We start from the raw sequence: 17,114 nt of genomic DNA, 5'->3' as shown, positions 1-17,114 counted from the left end.
CAACGTTCTTCCCGTTCCTTGTCCACACGCTCCTCCAGTCGTGGGACGCGGGACGTCTCGTACTGCCTGCCCGGCCGGGTCGGCCGGGCAGCCGAAGGCGTCGCTCCCCAGCTTTCCCGGGGACCCCTGGTCTGGCCCGTCAATAGCGGCGAAGTGGATTGCCTCGAACTCTGGTCAGCGGTAGGAGTCGACGAGCCGGGCCAGGTGCCTGCCTGCCAGTCGCAGGGGCGTCTCGCTCTGCGACACCTGGGCGGACATCTCCGCGCCCTCCAGCGTGTTGATCACTGTGTGCGCGAGGTCGTCGGCGACGTCCTCGGGGAAGCCGGAACGGCGGAGTTTGTCGCTGACCAGGCCGCGCCAGTTCGCGAAGGCCTCTTCCGTGGCGCGCTGGATGTCGGGCACGCGACCGGCGCTCTCCAGCGCGGTGGTGGTGATGGGGCAACCGTCAAGCCATCCGGACTCGCGCAGACCCTCCGCCAGGTCGTGGGCGCATGCGATGATCGCCTGCCCCGGGTCGTCCACCCGCTCCAGCGCGGCCCGCAGATGGTCGGCGAACTCCCGGTCGCCGTGCCGGACGGCCTCGATCGTCAACTCCGTCTTGCCGCCGGGGAAGAAGTGGTAGACCGAGCCGAGAGTGGCCTGGGCCTCCTGCGAGATCTGCTTGAGGCCGGTCGCCTCGTAGCCCTGCCGTTGCATCAGACGGGACATGGCCCGGACGATCCGCTCCCTGGTGCCGATCTCGTGCTTGGTCCTCATGGCCCCATCCTATTGGGTAGAGCGTTCGTTCTAGTCCTGTGTTAGGGTCGCTCTCGCTGAATAGAACGTTCATTTTAGGAGGAAGACCCATGACCGTCACGTCCGTGACCGTGATCGGCCTCGGCCCCATGGGGCAGGCCATGGCCGGTGCCTACCTGGACAAGGGCTACGACGTCACCGTGTGGAACCGCACCCCGGACAAGGCCGACGGGCTCGTGGCCCGCGGCGCCCGCCGTGCGGAGACGGTGGCGGCCGCGCTCGGGGCCAATGAGCTGGCGGTGCTGAGCCTGACCGACTACGACGCCGTGTACGCCGTCCTGGAACAGGCGCCCGACGCCCTGGCGGGGCGTACGCTCGTCAACCTCACCTCCGACACCCCGGTCAGGGCCCGTGAGGCGGCGGAGTGGGTGGCCGCCCGAGGGGCCGTGCAGATCACCGGCGGCGTGCAGGTGCCACCCCCCGGCATCGGCACGCCCGAGGCCATGACGTACTACAGCGGCCCGAAGGACGCGGTCGAAGCACACAGGGCCGCTCTGGAGGTCCTGACCGGGATCGACCACCTCGGTGAGGACCCCGGACTGGCGGCGCTGTTCTACCAGATCGGGATGGACATGTTCTGGACCGGTCTGGTCGGCTACCTGCACGGCCAGGCGGTGGCACGGGCCAACGGCATCTCGGCCGCGGAGTTCCTGCCCCGCGCCGTCAAGACCATGGACTTCCGGTACTTCCTGGAGTTCTACGCGCCGCGCATCGACGCGGGCGACGACAGGGGTGACGTGGACAACCTGGGCATGGCCGTGGCGAGCGTCGAGCACGTGCTGCACACTGCGCAGGCGTCCGGCGTGGATGGCTCGCTGCCCGCGGCCGTGCTGGACCTCTTCCGCCGCGGCGTCGCCGCCGGCCACGGCAGGGAAAGTCTCACCAGCCTCCTCAAGGTGCTGCACCCGTAGCACCGGCGGCCGGCGGCGCGGTCTGGCGGGCGGTGGCGCGGTTCGGCTGTGCCCGGCTGTCGCTGGTCGCCCTTGGCTGCCGCAGCCCTGGTCGGGGGTGGAGGCGGGAGACCACGTTCGCCGCGTTGTCGCGGAGCCGCCGACCGAGTGGAAGATCGGCGTGACCACGTCGGTCCCGCGCGGCTGCTCCTGATGTGGTGACGGTTGTGAACCGCAGGCTCCGGTTGGGCGGCTCTGCGTAGGGGACGGGCGCGAGCCGCAGGCAGCCAGTTTGCCAGTGTGGTTGTGGGTCGAACATGCCAGGTGGCCGGGGCGGTTGTGGGTCAGAAGCGCCAGGTGGCCGGCTTCTGGAGTGGCAGGAGTGGGGCTGCCGGCGGGAGCGGGGTGGCCGAGCCGGGGGAAAGGGCGTCGAGGATGAGCGTGAGGTAGCGCCGCCAGCCCTCGTGCCTGGGGTCCATGGTCCACACCACGCCGATGAGCATGACGATGATCCTGGGCATGTCGTCGGGGACGAGGTCGGCGCGGATGAGCCCGGCCTCCTGCGCCCGGGACGTCAGCAGGGTCAGCGACTCGAAGAACGGCCTGCTGGCCTCGGCCGTCATGGCGCCGGAGTTCCTGGCGGCGGCCAGCGCGTTGTGTTCGCGGGCGGCCATGGCCAGGGTCGCTTCCAGCACGGTGACCAGGCCGCGCCTGGGGTCGTCGTCGTTCAGCGCCCGCTCGATGGCGGGGGCGATCTCCTCGGTGAAGCACTGGTCGATGGCGGCTCTGACCAGGCCGGTCTTGTCGGGGAAGCGGCGGTAGAGCGTGGCGATGCCGACGCCGGCGTGCCGGGCGATCTCGTCGAGCGGCGCGTCGGGACCGTGCGCCGCCCAGACCTGCCGGGCGGCGCGCAGGATCCGCTCGGAGTTGCGCGCGGCGTCGGCACGCAGGCGACGCGAGGCATCGGAGGTCATCAGAACAGGATAGCAATTGGCAGTTAACTATCGGTTTCTGTTGACTTCGTTCGGCGACCTAAGCAATAGTTCACTATCGCTTACAACATTTGGGGGAGATCCGGATGAAGGTGAACGTCGACGCCGACGCATGCGTGGCCGCCGGGCAGTGCGTGCTGATCGCGCCCGAGGTCTTCGACCAGCGCGAGGAGGACGGCGTCGTGGTGCTGCTGGACGAGACCCCGGGGCCGGAGCACCACGACGCGGTACGCGAGTCGGCCGCGGTCTGCCCGGCGGCGGCCATCCACCTGGTGGAGTCGTGAACCGGATCGTCATCGTCGGCGCGTCGGCGGGCGGCCTGTCCACCGCGGAGGCGCTGCGCAGGACGGGTCACGAGGGCACGATCACGCTCGTCGGCGACGAGCCGCACCTACCCTACGACCGTCCGCCGCTGTCGAAACAGCTTCTGTCCGGGCAGTGGGAGCCGGACCGGCTCGCCCTGCGCCGCCCGGCCGACATCGACGCCCTGGGCCTGGACCTGCGCCTGGGGACGTCCGCGACCGGGCTGGACCTGACAGAGAAGGTCGTGACGCTGGCAGACGGGGCCCGCCTGCCCTACGACGGGCTGGTCGTCGCGACCGGTGTGCGTCCCCGCCAACTGCCGGGCAGCACAGGCGTGGCCGGGCTGCACGTGCTGCGGACGCTGGAGGACGCCGTGTCGCTGCGGGCGGGGCTGCGTCCCGGGCGGCGGCTGGTGATCGTCGGCGCCGGATTCGTCGGCGCGGAGGTGGCCGCCACCGCCCATGGTCTCGGAGCCGAGGTGACGGTGCTGGAGGCGGGCCCGGTGCCGCTGGCGGAGGCCGTGGGGGAGGAGGCCGGGCGGTTCGTGGCCCGTCTCCACGACGCGCGCGGCGTGCGGATCCGCACGGCCACCGCGGTCGCCCAGATCCTCGCCGTGCGCGACAGGGTGAGCGGCGTACTGCTGGCCGACGGAGAGGTCGTCCCGGCCGATGACGTGCTGGTGGCGATCGGCTCGACGCCCAACACCGAGTGGCTGTCCGGCAGCGGCCTCACCGTCGTGGACGGACTCCTCTGCGACGAGCACTGCGCCGCCGCGCCCGGCGTGTACGCGGCCGGCGACGTGGCCCGCTGGCACAACCCGCTGTTCGGCGCCGCCATGCGGATCGAGCACCGCACTCACGCCGCCGAGCAGGGCTTGGCCGTCGCCCGCAACCTGCTCGACCCCGACCGGCAGCGCCCGTTCGCCCCGGTGCCGTACTTCTGGTCAGACCAGTACGACACGAAGATCCAGGCCTACGGGCACCTGCGCGACCACGACGAGGCGCTCGTCCTGGACGCCGACGCCGCCCGTCCCCGCCTGCTGGTCGCCTACCGCAGGGCCGGCCGCCTGACCGGCGTGCTCGCCGCAGGCGTACCGCCCAAGACGCTGCGCGCCTGGCGGGCCCTCATCGCGGCCGGCGCCGAATGGAGCGCCGCGGTGGCCGAGGCATCCCAGGAGTACGCCTGACCGCCGGCTGGCGCCTGGCGAGCTCCGGCCTCAGCGGGCCCGTAGTACCGCCTGGCGCAGGATCCGGTCCAGGTCTCCGCCGGTCACCATGCCGACGATCCGCCTGCCGTCCATGACGACGGCGACCAGCGGGTCCATCGCGGCGCGCTCGATCAGCCGGGCGGCCTCGTCGTCCGGCGCGAGCACGCGTACCGGACGCCGGGAGGTCGCGAGCTTCGAGACCCGGGTGGCCCGCCGGTACTCGGGAGGCGCCGACGCCAGCGTGGACAGGGTGAGGAAGCCGACCGGGGAGCCTTCGGCGTCCACCGCGGGGAAGACCGTCTGGCGGGAGTTCAGCACGACCCTCTCGACGAGGTCCTCGATGGTCATCCAGGCGGGCGCCAGGTCCGGGTCCGGAGTCATGACTTCGCGCATGGTCAGGCCCAGCAGCCCTTTGCGGGCGGTCTTGACGGTGAGCTCCTGGCCGGCCTGCACGATGATGAACCAGCCCACCAGCACGATCCACAGGCCGCCCAGCCAGCCCTGCAGCAGGGTGCTGAACAGGCCGATCGCGATGAGCGTCGTGCCGAGCAGGTTCCCCGCCCGCGCCGCCGACCGGTCCGCCTTCGCGACGTCGCCGAGGCGCCACCACAGCAGCGCGTGCAGTACGCGCCCGCCGTCCAGCGGAGCGCCGGGGAGCAGGTTGAACACGCCGAGCAGCAGGTTCATGGTGGCGAGCCAGGCGGTCGCGGAGGCCACCAGCGTCGGCTTGGGCAGGAACAGGTAGGCGACGAAGGCCACGACGCCCAGGCCGAGGCTGGCCAGCGGGCCCGCGGCGGCCACCGCCAGCTCGACGCGCGGGCGCTTCGCCTCGCTTTCCAGCTCGGTGTAGCCGCCGAGGATCCACAGTGTGGTGGCGCCGGTCTTGAGGCCGAGCCAGCGGGCCACCACGGCGTGGGAGAGCTCGTGGATCAGCAGCGACACCATGAACAGCACGCCGGCCAGCACGGCCACCGTCCAGTACTGCCGCGGACTGAGTCCGGGCACGGAGCGCGGCAGCACGATGCTGCCGAGCACCGCCACGATGAGCACCGTCAAGCCCAGCGCCGACCAGTGCGCGCGCACCGGGATACCGGCCACCGTGCCCAGCGGAAGAGTCCCCCTCACCCCGCCATCGTCCAGCGGCGGCATCGCGCCCCGACAGGGTTGTTAGTGCGTCATCGGCAAAATTTTGGTCTTTTGGGCCCTTCTGGTTAGCCGGCCAGGAAAGTCCGGGGCCGGTGCAGCCAGCTCAGCGGGGTGGTGCCGGTCTGCTCGCGAAAGCGGCGCATCAGCGTGCGCGGGCTCATGCCGGCGCGCGCGGCGATGTCGGCCACGCTCAGCTCCTGCGCCAGCGACGCCTCCAGCCAGGTCAGCAGGGGTTCCAGCGCCGAGCCCCTGGTCGTGGACGGGTACGGCTGGACGATGAAACGCCGTCATGGTGGGCGGGGCGGGGGCCGCCTACCTGAGTGGCGGCGGCATGGGCATCTGGGAGTTCGTCTTCACCGCCGTCGTCACCTACTGCGCCTTCCGCGGGCTGGACTCGTGGACGTTCATCGGGATCGCCTGGCTGCTGCACACCGCCTGGGACGTCGTGCAGCACCTCCAGGGCAACCCGATCATCCCGTTCGCCCCCGGATCGTCCCTCGGCTGCGCCATCTGCGACCCGGTCATCGCCCTGTGGTGCCTGCGCGGCGGCCCCTCGCTCGTGGACCACCTCCGCTCACGGCGCAGGACGCCGGAGACCGCGGTCTGACAGAGTACGGCGCACTGGACCACGTCGAGAACCAGGAGACCAGGGTGCCGCCCACCGACCCGCAGATCGCCGAGCACGCCTTCCTCAAGGGCATGTACGACGACGGCTACTTCCCCGCCCACCTCGTGGACAGGTCCAGGGACGTCCTGCTGCGCCTGTGCGAGCGCATCGAGGCCGAGCGGCCCGCAGACCTGGCGGCGCTCTACGCCCTCACCCATGCGGCGACGGAGGAGATCAACGAGCTGGAGAGGGAGTTCGACGAGGCCGGCAGCGAGATCGAGACCGTGGCGCGCGAGGTGCTCGCCGAGGACTTCTGGTTCGTGGCGACGGCCTACGGGTTCACCGGCGCGGACGTGGAGGAGCTGATCTCGCCCCGCGCCTGGTGAACCCGCGCACCCCGGCATCCTCCGAACGGACGATGCCGGGCATCGCCCGTTCGCTCCGGATTCGCGACCGGTCGCCTGATTCGGCGCCCGGCCTCTGTCTCGCACACTCGGTGGCAGTCCATCGAGTTGACGGAGGGAACGTGGCCACCACCACACCGAGGTTGAACCCCGTCGGGGAGAGCGCGCGCCGGCTCGCCCCCGACCTGGCCAGAGGGGTCATGCTGGCGCTGATAGCCGTGGCCAACTCGGCCGTCTACCTGTACGACCGCCCCTACGGCATCAGACAGCACATCATCGAGCACGGGGTCGCGGACCGGGTGGCGTCGCTGCTGAGCATGACGTTCGTGGACGCGCGCGCCTACCCGATGTTCGCCGCCCTGTTCGGCTACGGCATGGTGCAGATCTGGAACCGGCGCGGCGACGACGCCGAGGGGCGGCGGGTGCTCAGACGGCGGAGCCTGTGGCTGCTGGCGTTCGGGGCGGTCCACGGCGTTCTGCTCTTCTCCGGGGACGTGCTGGGGGTGTACGGGCTGGTCGGGCTGGTGTTGTGCCGGTTACTGCGGGTGCGTGACCGGACCCTGCTCGTGATCGCGGCGGCCTGGCTCGTCCCCACGGCGGTGTCGTCCGCGCTGGTCTACAGCACCCCCGAGGGCGCCTCGGAGCGGGCGTTCTTCTGGTCGTTCGCCGTCGACGACCCGACGCTGGCGATCGCGCTGCGGGCGATCGAGTGGGTGATGACCCCCATCGGCCTGATGGGCGTGGGCGCCGCCGCGCTGGTGGGCGTCTGGGCCGGACGGCGCGACCTGCTGTCCGAGCCGGGCAGGCTGGTCCGGCGGGCCGCGGTGTGGGGGCCGCTGGCCGGGGCGCTCGGGGGAGCGCCGGTGGGGCTGATCGCCGTCGGCGTGCTCACCGTGTCCGACCCGGTGACCGTCATGGCGCTCAACGCCCTGCACGCGGTGACGGGCATCGCGGGCGGGCTCGGGTACGCGGCCGTGATCGGCCTGCTCGCCCAGCGCATCGGGACGCGGCGCGGGCCCGTCGTGACCGCCCTGGCGGCCTGCGGCCAGCGCTCGATGACGTGTTATCTACTACAGTCGGTGGTGTTCGTGGCGCTTCTTTCCCCCTACACCGCCGGGCTCGGCGGCCGGCTGGGATCGGCTGCCACGGTGGCGTTGGCGCTTGTCACGTGGGCGGGGATCGTGGTGGTTGCGGAGCTGATGCGCAGGTCGGGGGTACGCGGGCCGGCGGAGACGCTGCTGCGCCGCCTGACCTACCGGCGCGGCTGAAGGCGGGCGGGCGTGGACTGGGACGGGCCGTGGCGCGCGTTGCCCCTGGGGCTGCTGGCCCTGGCGACCCTGATCGCCGCCGCCGACGCGGCCACCCCGCCGGCGGCCAGACTCCTCACGGTCGCCCTGGCGGCGGCCGTGGCGGCGTGGCACTGGTGGATGGTGCTGGCCCACCCCCAGTGGCCCGAGCGGGCGCTGACGCCGATGGCGATCTACTTCGCCGGGCTGCTCGCGCTGGCCTGGTTGTTGTCGGTGCGCCACCCGGCGTACACGCTGCTGGTGATCGCCTGCTTCCCCATGGCCTTCGTGGCGCTGCCAGGCCGCCACGCCTATCTCGGGGTGGCCGCGAGCGCGGTCGTGGTGCTGGGCGACCCGGTCGCGCTCGTCCGTTCCGGCGACTCCTGGCCCAGGGTGGCGGCCGTGCTCGGGGTCGCGGCGCTGGCGGCGTTCCTCGGCTGGGTCATCAGGGCGATGGAGGCCGAGGTCGGCAGGCGGCGCGCGGCCAACCGGGCGCTGGAGAGCGCGAACCTGCGCCTGGCCGCCCTCGGCGAGGAGAACACCCGCCTGCAGGGCAAGCTGCTGGCCGCCGCCCGCAGGACCGGCGTCGAAGGGGAACGCGGCCGGATGGCCAGGGAGATCCACGACACCGTCGCCCAGAGCCTGGCGGGCATCGTCACCCAGCTCGAAGCCGCCGAGGAGGCCGCCGACGACGCCGCGGCGGTCAGGCACCGGCTGTCCGTCGCCAGGAACCTGGCCAGGGAGAGCCTCACCGAGGTCCGCCGCGCCCTGCACGAGCTGCGCCCCGGGCCGTTGACCGAGGCCAGGCTGCCGCAGGCGCTGTCGGCCCTGGTCACCGGCTGGGGCGACAGACACGAGCTGCCCGCGACGCTCACCGTCACCGGTACCGCCCGGCCGCTGCACCCCGAGGTCGAAGTCACGCTGTTCCGGGCGGTGCAGGAGGCGCTGGTCAACGTGGCCCGCCACGCCAGGGCCGGCAGAACCGTCGTCACGCTGTCGTACATGGAGGATGTGGTGGTGGCCGATGTCCGGGATGACGGGGTGGGGTTCACCCCGTCGGCGGTGAGCGGCGAGGGCTTCGGGCTCACCGCGATGCGGCAGCGGGTCAACAGGCTCGCGGGGAACCTCGGTGTGGAGTCCGCGCCCGGCCAGGGCACCGCGATCAGCGTGAGCGTCCCCGCCATCCCGGCCGAGGCAGAGTGGGGGACGAGGTGACCGTGCGGCTGGTGATCGTGGACGACCACCCCGTGGTCCGCGACGGGCTGCGCGGCATGTTCGTCGAGCAGGCCGACGTCGAGATCGTCGGCGAGGCGGCCGACGGGGAGCAGGGGCTGGCCGTGGCCGTGCGGGAGCGTCCCGACGTGGTGCTGACCGACCTGCGCATGCCGGGGCTCGGGGGCGCGGAGTTCATCAGGGCGCTGGCCGAACGGGTGCCGTCGGCCCGGGTGCTGGTGCTGACCACCTACGACGGGGACGACGACGTGCTGCCCGCGGTGGCGGCGGGCGCGATCGGGTTCCTGCTCAAGGACTCGCCGCGCGAGGAGGTCTTCCGGGCCGTCCGCGCGGCGGCCGCGGGCGAGACGGTCCTGTCGCCGGCTGTGGCCTCCCGGCTGCTTGACCAGGTCCGGCGGCCCGCGCCCCGGCCCGCCGAGCTGAGCGAACGCGAGCGCACGGTACTCGCCCTGGTCGCGCGGGGCTGCACCAACAAGGAGGCGGCCGCAGCGCTGTTCATCAGCGAGACGACAGTGAAGACCCACCTCGCCCACATCTACACCAAACTGGGCGTCTCCGACCGCGCCTCCGCCGTGGCCGCCGCCTACGACCGAGGCCTGCTGCCCTGACCGGTGCGCCTACGCTCGCTTGCGGGCGGTGAGCCGTTCGACGAGGCCGAGCTTGAAGCGGTCGTGGCGCTCGACCGCCAGGCCGTGCTCGGGCAGCAGGAGGATCGGGCGGCGCAGGAAGTGCTCGCCGCCCATGGGCACGGTCACGAGTTCGAGCAGCCGCTGCGCCAGGCGCACGGGCCAGGCCGAGCCCGCCACGTGGTCGGCGAGCAGGAGGGTCCCGCCGGGCCGCAGCACGCGGACCATCTCGGCGAGCGCCTGCCGATGGTCGGGGATGGCGCACAGGGAGAAGGTGCACACCACCGTGTCGAAGGCGGCGTCGGGCAGGTCGAGCGCCTGGGCGTCGCCCTCGCGCAGGTCGGCGGCGAGTCCGAGCCGGGACGCCCGCCGCCGGGCGACGTCCAGCATGTCGGGGCTCCACTCCACGCCGGTCAGCCGGACGTCGTCGGGGTAGAGCGGCAGGTTGAGGCCCGTGCCGACGGCGACCTCGAGGGTGTCTCCGCGCGCCTGGCCGCAGATCCACGATCGTGTGTCGCCGAAGAACTTCCTGTCCATGAACGCCATCTGCCGGTCGTAGGAACCGGACTGCCTGTCCCAGTATCGGCGCAGGTGGTCGGCGCGATCCTTCGAGTCCATCGTTGCCTCTCTCTGTTGTCCGGTGAACGGTCCGGCGACGCCCGGCGTTCCCGTGCCGGCGGAACGGCCGTACGGTTTCCCCATGAACATCTGCGTCTTCCTCTCCGCCGCCGACCTCGCCGAGACCTACACCCGCCCCGCCCGCGAGCTCGCCGAACTGATCGGCAGGGGCGGGCACACCCTGGTGTGGGGCGGCTCCGACGTGGGATTGATGAAGGTCGTGGCCGACGGGGTGCAGGGTTCCGGCGGGCGGCTGATGGGCGTGTCGGTGGACTTCCTGGTCGGCAAGGTCCGTAAGGGCGTGGACGACATGGTTGTCGCGCGTGACCTGGGCGAGCGCAAGAAGCTGCTGCTGGAGAAGGCGGACGCGGTGGTGATCATGGTGGGTGGCACCGGCACCCTCGACGAGGCGACCGAGATCCTGGAGCTGAAGAAGCACGGACGCACCGACAAGCCGGTGGTGCTGCTGAACACCGCAGGCTTCTACGACGGGCTGAAGACGCAGTTCAGGCGTATGGAGGACGAGGGGTTCCTGCCCCGCCCCCTGTCGGAGCTGATGTTCTTCGCCGAGGAGCCGGTGGGCGTGATGGCGTATCTGGAGGAGTCGATCAACGCCCTTCCAGGAACCGGGCGACTCCGTCCAGAAAGCGCCGCAGGCTGAAGTCGAAGATCTCGTCGAGGTCCGTGAGGATCTCGGTGTTCTCCCGCAGCGCGGCCTGCCGCGGATAGCGGTCGGCGCCCAGTTCGTCGAGTACGGCGGGTACCTTCACGCGCCGCCACTGGCTCAGCGAGAGGCCGTCGCCCCGCCGTCCGGCGGCGATCTCGCTGACCCGCAGCAGCCCCAGCCCCTGGGCGATGCCGCTCACCCCGAGATAGACGCGATGGGTCGTGGCGGCGTCGAGGCCCAGGCCGTCCAGAGCGCCCAAACCCCGTTCGAAACGGGCCAGAAGGCTGGGGACGAGCGGCGGCTGCACGGTCGCGATGACCTCCAGGACCCAGGGGTAGGTGGAATACAGCTCCCATTCGAACCAGGCCGCCGCCTCGAGCCCGGCCCGCCACCCCTGCGGGGGCGGGGGCTCGCTGTCCCCGTCCACGCTGAACACGGCCTCGACCATCAGGTCGATCAGCTCGTCCTTGCCCTCGACGTAGTTGTAGAGGGACATCACCTTGACGCCGAGCACGTCGGCGACGTGCCGCATGGACATGCTCTCCAGGCCCTCGGCGTTGGCGATGCGGATGGCGGCCCACACGATGCGCTCCTGGGAGAGGCCGGGATCGCCGCGCTGGGGCCGCGCCGGGGGCGCGGCACGGCGGGCCCGGTAGGCGCGGGCCTGGCACGAGCGCGAGCAGTAACGCGGCTTCCGCCCACGCGAGGGCGGGGTGAGTTCTTTTCCGCACAGTGCGCACGTCAGCATTTCGTCACACCCTTCATCGTGACGAAATAATAACATGCCTGCCCGAAATTCTGTGATGAAACGGCTGTCTGACTGCGAATAGCGTCAAAAACGTATGCTGTACTTGAAAAATGACGTACACAGTAAGCGAGGGCAAGGCGGGCTGGCGGCAGTGGACGGGGCTGGCCATCCTCATGCTGCCCGTGCTGCTCATCTCCGTCACGGTGACCGTGCTGTTCTTCGCGCTCCCGTCGCTGACCGCCGAGCTGGCGCCGAGCGGCGCGCAGCAGCTCTGGATCGTCGACATCTACGCCTTCCTGCTGGCCGGGCTCCTCGTCCCGATGGGCAATCTGGGCGACAGGATCGGCCGCAGACGCCTGCTCATGGTGGGCGCGGTGGTCTTCGGCGCCACATCGGCCCTGGCGGCGTACGCGCCCAACGCCGAACTGCTCATCGCCGCCCGCGGCCTGCAGGGAGCCGCCGCGGCGACGCTGATGCCGCCGACCCTCGCCCTCATCCGGGTCATGTTCACCCAGGCCCGCCAGCTCAACATGGCCGTCGCCATCTGGGCGGCGGTCTTCACCCTCGGCAGCGTGCTCGGCCCGATCATCGGCGGGTGGCTGCTCGAGCTGTTCTGGTGGGGATCGGTCTTCCTCATCAGCGTGCCGATCATGATCGTGCTCCTGCTGCTCGGCCCGCTCCTGCCGGAGTACCGCGACCCCAACCCGGGAAAGTTCGACCTCCTCAGCGCGGTGCTCGTCCTGCTCGCCGCACTTCCGCTCGTGTACGCCGTGAAGATGGTCGCCGAGCAGGACCTCTCGGCCACGACGGGGCTCGCCGCCGCGGCCGGGCTGCTGTTCCTGGCCCTGTTCACGCGCAGGCAGCGCAGGCTGCCCGACCCGATGCTGGACCTGGCGCTCTTTCGCCGCAAGGCGTTCACCGTGTCCCTGATCACCGCCGCGCTCGCGGTGTTCGCGCTGGTCGGGACGTTCTACTTCATCACCCAGTACCTGATGTCGGTGCTGGAGCTGCGTCCGATCGTGGCGGGGCTGATGACCGTGCCCGCGGCCGTCAGCGCGGCGGCCGGCTCGGTGCTCGGGGCGGCGCTCACCCGGTGGTTCAGGGCCGGGGCCGTCATGGGGGCCGGCATGGTCTTCGGCGCGGCCGGGTTCGTGCTGATCGCGCTCCTGGGCACAGAGGCCAACCTGCCACTGCTGTTCGGCGGGCTGTTCGTGCTGGGCTGGGGGATCGGCTCGGTGCAGGCGCTGGCCTCGACCATGGTGGTCTCCACGGCCCCGCCGGAGAAGGCCGGGTCCGCCTCCGGGCTGTTCGAGTCGGCCACGGAGTTCGGGCAGGCGCTCGGCGCGGCCATCCTCGGCAGCATCGGGGTGGCGGTGTACCGCGCCACCCTGGCGGCGGCGCTGCCGCCCGAGGTGCCGGGCGAGGCCGCCGCGGTGGCGCACGAGACCCTCGGCGGCGCGCTGGCGGTCGCCGGCGAGCTGCCCCGGGCGGCGGGTGCGGCGCTGGAGTCCGCGGCGCGGGTGGCCTACGTCGAGGGAATGCAGGTCGCCGCCCTGTCCGGCGCGGCCGTCATGCTGGTCATGGGGATCCTCGCGTTCGTCCACATCCGTGAGGCGCAGCCCTCGGCCTGACATCACCCCATTACGCTGATTTCATGAGCAATGTCGTTACGGTGTTCCCGCCTGCCCCCGGCGACGGCGGCGTGATGGGGGAGATCCACGCGGAGGCGTGGCAGGCCGCCTACGCCGGTTTCTTCTCCCCGGAGTTCCTCGCCGAGGCGGTACGGCACCGGCGCGGCAAATGGCACGACGTGCTGGCCGACGGCAAGGACACCATCATCCTGGCCGCGCTGGACGGCCGCCCCCTGGCCTTCTCCTACTTCGGCGCCTCGCCGGCGCGGCCGGACGCGGCGGAGATCTTCGGCTTCTACGCTCACCCCGACGGCTGGGGCAGCGGCATCGCGAGCGCGCTGATGACCGCCTCGCTGAACAGGATCCGTGAGGACGGCTTCGGCCGGGTCCACCTGTGGACGCTGCGCGACACGCCTCAGTCGCGCCGCTTCTACGCCAAGAGCGGTTTTATCGAGTCGGGCCTGGTCCGCGGCCACGACTTCGGCGACGGCGAGCCCATCGACCAGGTCGAATACGAGTGCGCCCTGTCCCTCGGTTGACGGCGGCCGAATTCTGCGTGAACGGTTTGATCCGTCCGACCTCTGCGCTGGTGGAAAGCGAGAATTGAACCAGTTTGCAGAGGGGGCATCCGTTGGCGTTGCTGGAGCTGCTGGGGCAGCTGGTGGACTTCCTCGGGGGTGTGGGGCCGGTCCTGTTCGGGATCGTCCTGCTGATCGCCGCGCCCTTCTTCGACCGGTTGGTCGTGCGCCGCAAACGCATCAGCTTCCGCGTCCTGTACAACTCCAAGATCGGCGTCGGCCCTGAAGGGCTGAGCGACAGCAACGACCCCGCCGAGGCGACCCCGCCGCAGCTCCTCCAGGTGGCGCGGCTGCTGGAGCGGATGAGCATCGTCGTCATCCGCCTGCGCAACAGCGGCAGCTACGACATTGACGCCGACGACTTCGAAAAGCCGCTGTCGTTCAGGTTCGGCGGGCGCGTGGTGTGGAATGCCAGGGTCTCGGAGGCCACCACGGACCAGCTGCGCGCCAAGCTGCGCGAGGGCCTGCGCTTCTTCCCCGAGGACGACAACCCCGACCGCGACACCCTCGTCACCGTACGGGAGCGGCTCACGGTCCGGATGGCCCGCTGGCTGGGCGGCGGCCCGTCCGTCCCTGACTCCGCCGAGCCGCTCTGGCACGGGGTGCGGCTGGACGGGCTGAAGCTGAAGCGCGGCGAGAAGGCCAAGCTCGTCGTCGTCCTGCGCGAGTCGGGCCGAGGGGAGATCACCAAGGTCGTGGAGCACGCCGGCAAACTCAAGGACGCCGGCATGATCAAGGACGAGGGCGAGAACCGCCGGATCACCCTGCCCCGGGTGAGCGCCGGGCTGGTGATCGTGCTCAGCGCCGTGCTGGTGCTCAGCCAGCTCGGACAGCCGCAGGACCGGACCATCGCCTGCGCCTCCGGCGACCTGCGGGTCGTGGGATCCAGCGTGGTCATGCCGACGATGAAGGCGATCGCGCGGGACTACGCCGACGCCTGCGGCAACGCCCGGATCACCACCGAGGCGACGGGCTCGGTGGAGGGCACGCGCGCGGCGCTGCAGTCGGCCAAGAACGACGTGATCGCGCTGTCGGACGGCAAGAGCGGCCTGCACGACCAGCTCCACAGCGAAAAGCTCGCCACCGTCGTCTTCTACGTCGTGGTCAACAGCGGCGTCGGGCTGACGACCATCACCCGCGAGGACCTGCACAGGATCAACGCCGGCGAGGTGACCGACTGGAAGCAGCTCAGGGACGGGCCCTCCCTGCCGATCCGGATCATCAGCCGCGGCCCGGAGTCCGGCACCCGGCAACTGTATGAGCACCGGGTCCTCGGCACCGGCGAGAACGTGCTCTCCTCCGACGAATGCCGGGAAAAGGACCGCAACCCCGGCGCCCCGGTGATCAGATGCGAGCGCGGGGACAACGCCGAGGTCATCCAGCAGGTCGCCACCGTCCCCGGCGCGATCGGCTACGCGGACGCGCTGTCGATCGCCGACCAGCGCAAGGCGGGCGCCATCACGGCCCTGACCCTGGACGGCAAGGCGTTCGACCCCGCCGACGCGGCGAAGGCGGGGTACCCGTTCTGGACGGTCGAGTACCTCTACAGCCACTGGAAGCCGGAGCCGGGCTCGCTCGCGGCCGGTTTCCTGGGGTTCGTCAGGACGCATGAGCGGGCCCAGCTCCGGCTCAGCGAGTCGGGCTTCCTGCCGTGCACGACGAAGCAGGGCCTGGCGGAGCTCTGCGTCCTGCGCTGAGGGCGGCCCGCGCGTCAGCACCCGCCCCTGACCTCACTCATGGAAGACCACCACACGGGGCGCGTGGTCGTCGTCGGGGATCGCCTGCCCGGGCTCGCGCCGCCCCTGCGCCAGGATCCGTCCGGTGCGCGGGTCGACGACGCGGTAGCGCATCGGCAGCCCCTCCTCGCGTGAGGGCCGCAGCGCCCCGCCGTTCTCCTGGTAGACCACGTGCAGGCGGCCCGGCACCCGCACCGAGCGCGGGCTGACGAACGTCTCCCAGTCCGGCTCCATGTCCGTCGTGGGCAGCCCGTCGAGGATCTTGCCGAGCAGACCGACATAGGCCGACCCCTCGAAGTCCAGAGAGTCGCGCCAGCCGCCGGAGGGCGCCAGGAAGTACGGTGCGTGGCCGGGTTCGGCGTCGTGCAGCTTCCACTGCCAGATGTTGGCGGCGCCGTAGACCACGCCCATGGTGCCTCCCGCGCACAGGTTGGCCCACGCCTCGTGGCCCTGCCACCAGCCGGCGGCGTTGGCGTCCGACCGGGTCCGCTCGTAGGTCGGCTCGCCGTTGGCGACGGCCCTGACCGGGGTGTTGCGCCACATGTCGGCGACCCGCTCAGGGACGTGCTCGCCGCCGTGGCCGGTCTGGCACCACTGGAAGTCCAGCCAGTCGGCCTCCTGCCAGGCCCGGTTGTCGCCGTGCGGGCGGTAGTGGATGCCGGTCGGCTGGGCGTAGCAGTCCCAGGCGTGCACCTCGGCGCCGCCGGCCGGGATCTGCGGCTCGCGGCCCGACCCGTCGGCGCCCACCAGGTAGATCGCCGGGCGGGCGCCGTAACGGGCGACCAGGTAGCGGCAGTAGCGGGCGTACTCGGCCGGCGGAACGACCGTGCCGGCCACACCGAGGCCCTTCCAGCCGAACCCCTGGAAGACCGGCTGCAGCACCGGGACGATCTCATGCTCGGCGAGGATGGCCAGCAGCCGGTCCAGGTACTGGAAGTAGCCCGGGTTCAGATCGTTGACGTGGCCGGTCGGCAGGTCCTCGAACGCGACGCCGAACCCCTCGTCCGCCTGGCGGTCGCGCGGCCCGACGGCCCCCATGTCGGGCTGCACGGACATGAGCAGCACCGCGTTGAAACCCTTGGCGTGCCGGTCGGCCGCGTAGACGCGCACCTGCTCCTCGGTGGCCCGCCACGGCAGCGCCCACGCGGTGTCGGCGAGGAGGATCGCGGGGGTGCCGTCGGCGTGGACGAGGCTGCGCCCGCCCGCTGACATGGTCCAGAAGCCGTGCCGCAGGAACCGGTGCGCCCCCGGCTCGGCGGGCTCGACCTCGACGACCCCGCCCACCCCGCGCAGGCCGGGGTCGTCGAGGGAGGCGTCGGACGTCCACTGCCAGCGGCCGTGCGGCAGCGGCGAGCTGAACCGCACCCGCCAGGTGCGCCCGCCGTCGTAGAAGGCGGGCCGGCGCAGAGTGAGCCCGCTGTCATGGACGAAGTCGGCCCAGACGTCGACGGCGGAGTAGGCGTCGGGCACGTCGGCCGAGGCCGTGAGGGCGATCTCGGTCTCGCGCCAGGCGCCGGCGACCCGCGTCAGCTCCCCCATCAGTCCTCCACCTGGGCGGTGAGCAGGGCCTTGCGGGCGATGCGCTGGGCGGTCAGGGCGTCTTGGCGGGTTTGGGCTTCGGTGAGGGCGTCGATGTCGAGGAGGTTC

Annotated in this window: 19 protein-coding genes; 12 read left to right on the top strand and 7 right to left on the bottom strand. The window is 71.6% G+C overall.

Annotation, left to right across the window (positions count from 1 at the left end; genetic code table 11):
- Window positions 1-174: 174 nt before the first annotated feature.
- Window positions 175-756, bottom strand: coding sequence for a TetR/AcrR family transcriptional regulator (locus tag ACFOY2_RS43035; RefSeq protein WP_379533912.1), 582 nt, complete (start codon window positions 754-756; stop codon window positions 175-177).
- Between the two features lie 89 nt (window positions 757-845).
- On the opposite strand from ACFOY2_RS43035, the gene ACFOY2_RS43030 reads away from it, so the two are divergent.
- Window positions 846-1,706: an NAD(P)-dependent oxidoreductase gene (locus tag ACFOY2_RS43030; protein WP_379533911.1), complete on the top strand. Its 861-nt coding sequence runs from the start codon at window positions 846-848 to the stop codon at window positions 1,704-1,706.
- A 323-nt stretch (window positions 1,707-2,029) separates the two neighbouring features.
- On the opposite strand, the gene ACFOY2_RS43025 is transcribed toward ACFOY2_RS43030, so the two are convergent.
- A complete protein-coding gene (locus ACFOY2_RS43025; RefSeq protein ID WP_379533910.1) occupies window positions 2,030-2,659 on the bottom strand; it encodes a TetR/AcrR family transcriptional regulator in 630 nt (209 codons plus the stop codon).
- A 104-nt stretch (window positions 2,660-2,763) separates the two neighbouring features.
- Here ACFOY2_RS43025 and ACFOY2_RS43020 point away from each other — a divergent pair, with 104 nt between their 5' ends.
- Both ACFOY2_RS43020 and ACFOY2_RS43015 read left to right on the top strand, forming a co-directional pair.
- A complete protein-coding gene (locus ACFOY2_RS43020; RefSeq protein ID WP_379533909.1) occupies window positions 2,764-2,961 on the top strand; it encodes a ferredoxin in 198 nt (65 codons plus the stop codon).
- The gene (locus tag ACFOY2_RS43015) at window positions 2,958-4,166 is read left to right on the top strand and encodes an NAD(P)/FAD-dependent oxidoreductase (protein WP_379533908.1); all 1,209 of its coding nucleotides are present in this window, start codon (window positions 2,958-2,960) and stop codon (window positions 4,164-4,166) included. Before ACFOY2_RS43020 ends, ACFOY2_RS43015 begins: the two co-directional genes overlap by 4 nt.
- A 30-nt stretch (window positions 4,167-4,196) precedes the next feature.
- Here the strand turns inward: ACFOY2_RS43015 and ACFOY2_RS43010 are convergent, their stop codons facing one another.
- Window positions 4,197-5,312 (bottom strand): site-2 protease family protein, encoded by a 1,116-nt coding sequence (locus ACFOY2_RS43010; RefSeq protein ID WP_379533907.1) that lies wholly within the window; start codon window positions 5,310-5,312, stop codon window positions 4,197-4,199.
- Between the two features lie 86 nt (window positions 5,313-5,398).
- Entirely contained in the window at window positions 5,399-5,539 is a 141-nt protein-coding gene (locus tag ACFOY2_RS43005) for an AraC family transcriptional regulator (RefSeq protein ID WP_379534026.1), read from the bottom strand.
- Between the two features lie 83 nt (window positions 5,540-5,622).
- Here ACFOY2_RS43005 and ACFOY2_RS43000 point away from each other — a divergent pair, with 83 nt between their 5' ends.
- From ACFOY2_RS43000 to ACFOY2_RS42980, 5 genes are all read left to right on the top strand, one after another.
- Complete coding sequence (locus ACFOY2_RS43000; RefSeq protein WP_379533906.1) at window positions 5,623-5,940, top strand: DUF6010 family protein; 318 nt, start codon at window positions 5,623-5,625, stop codon at window positions 5,938-5,940.
- Between the two features lie 44 nt (window positions 5,941-5,984).
- A complete protein-coding gene (locus tag ACFOY2_RS42995) occupies window positions 5,985-6,326 on the top strand; it encodes a DUF5713 family protein (RefSeq protein WP_379533905.1) in 342 nt (113 codons plus the stop codon).
- A 140-nt stretch (window positions 6,327-6,466) separates the two neighbouring features.
- Window positions 6,467-7,612 carry a DUF418 domain-containing protein gene (locus ACFOY2_RS42990; RefSeq protein WP_379533904.1) on the top strand — a complete coding sequence of 382 codons (1,146 nt, stop codon included), beginning with the start codon at window positions 6,467-6,469 and terminating at the stop codon, window positions 7,610-7,612.
- Between the two features lie 12 nt (window positions 7,613-7,624).
- Window positions 7,625-8,845, top strand: a complete 1,221-nt coding sequence (locus ACFOY2_RS42985) for a sensor histidine kinase (protein ID WP_379533903.1) — start codon at window positions 7,625-7,627, stop codon at window positions 8,843-8,845.
- Window positions 8,842-9,471 (top strand): response regulator, encoded by a 630-nt coding sequence (locus tag ACFOY2_RS42980; protein WP_379533902.1) that lies wholly within the window; start codon window positions 8,842-8,844, stop codon window positions 9,469-9,471. Before ACFOY2_RS42985 ends, ACFOY2_RS42980 begins: the two co-directional genes overlap by 4 nt.
- Before the next feature lie 9 nt (window positions 9,472-9,480).
- On the opposite strand, the gene ACFOY2_RS42975 is transcribed toward ACFOY2_RS42980, so the two are convergent.
- Window positions 9,481-10,107 carry a class I SAM-dependent methyltransferase gene (locus ACFOY2_RS42975; RefSeq protein ID WP_379533901.1) on the bottom strand — a complete coding sequence of 209 codons (627 nt, stop codon included), beginning with the start codon at window positions 10,105-10,107 and terminating at the stop codon, window positions 9,481-9,483.
- A gap of 82 nt (window positions 10,108-10,189) precedes the next feature.
- Here ACFOY2_RS42975 and ACFOY2_RS42970 point away from each other — a divergent pair, with 82 nt between their 5' ends.
- Window positions 10,190-10,768: an LOG family protein gene (locus ACFOY2_RS42970; RefSeq protein ID WP_379533900.1), complete on the top strand. Its 579-nt coding sequence runs from the start codon at window positions 10,190-10,192 to the stop codon at window positions 10,766-10,768.
- On the opposite strand, the gene ACFOY2_RS42965 is transcribed toward ACFOY2_RS42970, so the two are convergent.
- Window positions 10,716-11,522, bottom strand: coding sequence for a TetR/AcrR family transcriptional regulator (locus ACFOY2_RS42965; protein ID WP_379533899.1), 807 nt, complete (start codon window positions 11,520-11,522; stop codon window positions 10,716-10,718). The genes ACFOY2_RS42970 and ACFOY2_RS42965 overlap by 53 nt on opposite strands.
- Before the next feature lie 110 nt (window positions 11,523-11,632).
- Between ACFOY2_RS42965 and ACFOY2_RS42960 the strand changes: the two genes are divergently transcribed.
- From ACFOY2_RS42960 to ACFOY2_RS42950, 3 genes are all read left to right on the top strand, one after another.
- Entirely contained in the window at window positions 11,633-13,153 is a 1,521-nt protein-coding gene (locus ACFOY2_RS42960; RefSeq protein WP_379533898.1) for an MFS transporter, read from the top strand.
- Between the two features lie 23 nt (window positions 13,154-13,176).
- Window positions 13,177-13,692: a GNAT family N-acetyltransferase gene (locus tag ACFOY2_RS42955; protein WP_379533897.1), complete on the top strand. Its 516-nt coding sequence runs from the start codon at window positions 13,177-13,179 to the stop codon at window positions 13,690-13,692.
- 92 nt (window positions 13,693-13,784) lie between these two features.
- The gene (locus ACFOY2_RS42950) at window positions 13,785-15,428 is read left to right on the top strand and encodes a PstS family phosphate ABC transporter substrate-binding protein (RefSeq protein ID WP_379533896.1); all 1,644 of its coding nucleotides are present in this window, start codon (window positions 13,785-13,787) and stop codon (window positions 15,426-15,428) included.
- 33 nt (window positions 15,429-15,461) lie between these two features.
- Here the strand turns inward: ACFOY2_RS42950 and ACFOY2_RS42945 are convergent, their stop codons facing one another.
- Window positions 15,462-17,006, bottom strand: a complete 1,545-nt coding sequence (locus ACFOY2_RS42945) for an apiosidase-like domain-containing protein (protein ID WP_379533895.1) — start codon at window positions 17,004-17,006, stop codon at window positions 15,462-15,464.
- Window positions 17,007-17,114: the final 108 nt, after the last annotated feature.

Source organism: Nonomuraea purpurea, assembly GCF_042650645.1.
Classification (GTDB): domain Bacteria; phylum Actinomycetota; class Actinomycetes; order Streptosporangiales; family Streptosporangiaceae; genus Nonomuraea; species Nonomuraea purpurea.
This window is presented reverse-complemented; position numbering and strand designations above follow the sequence as displayed.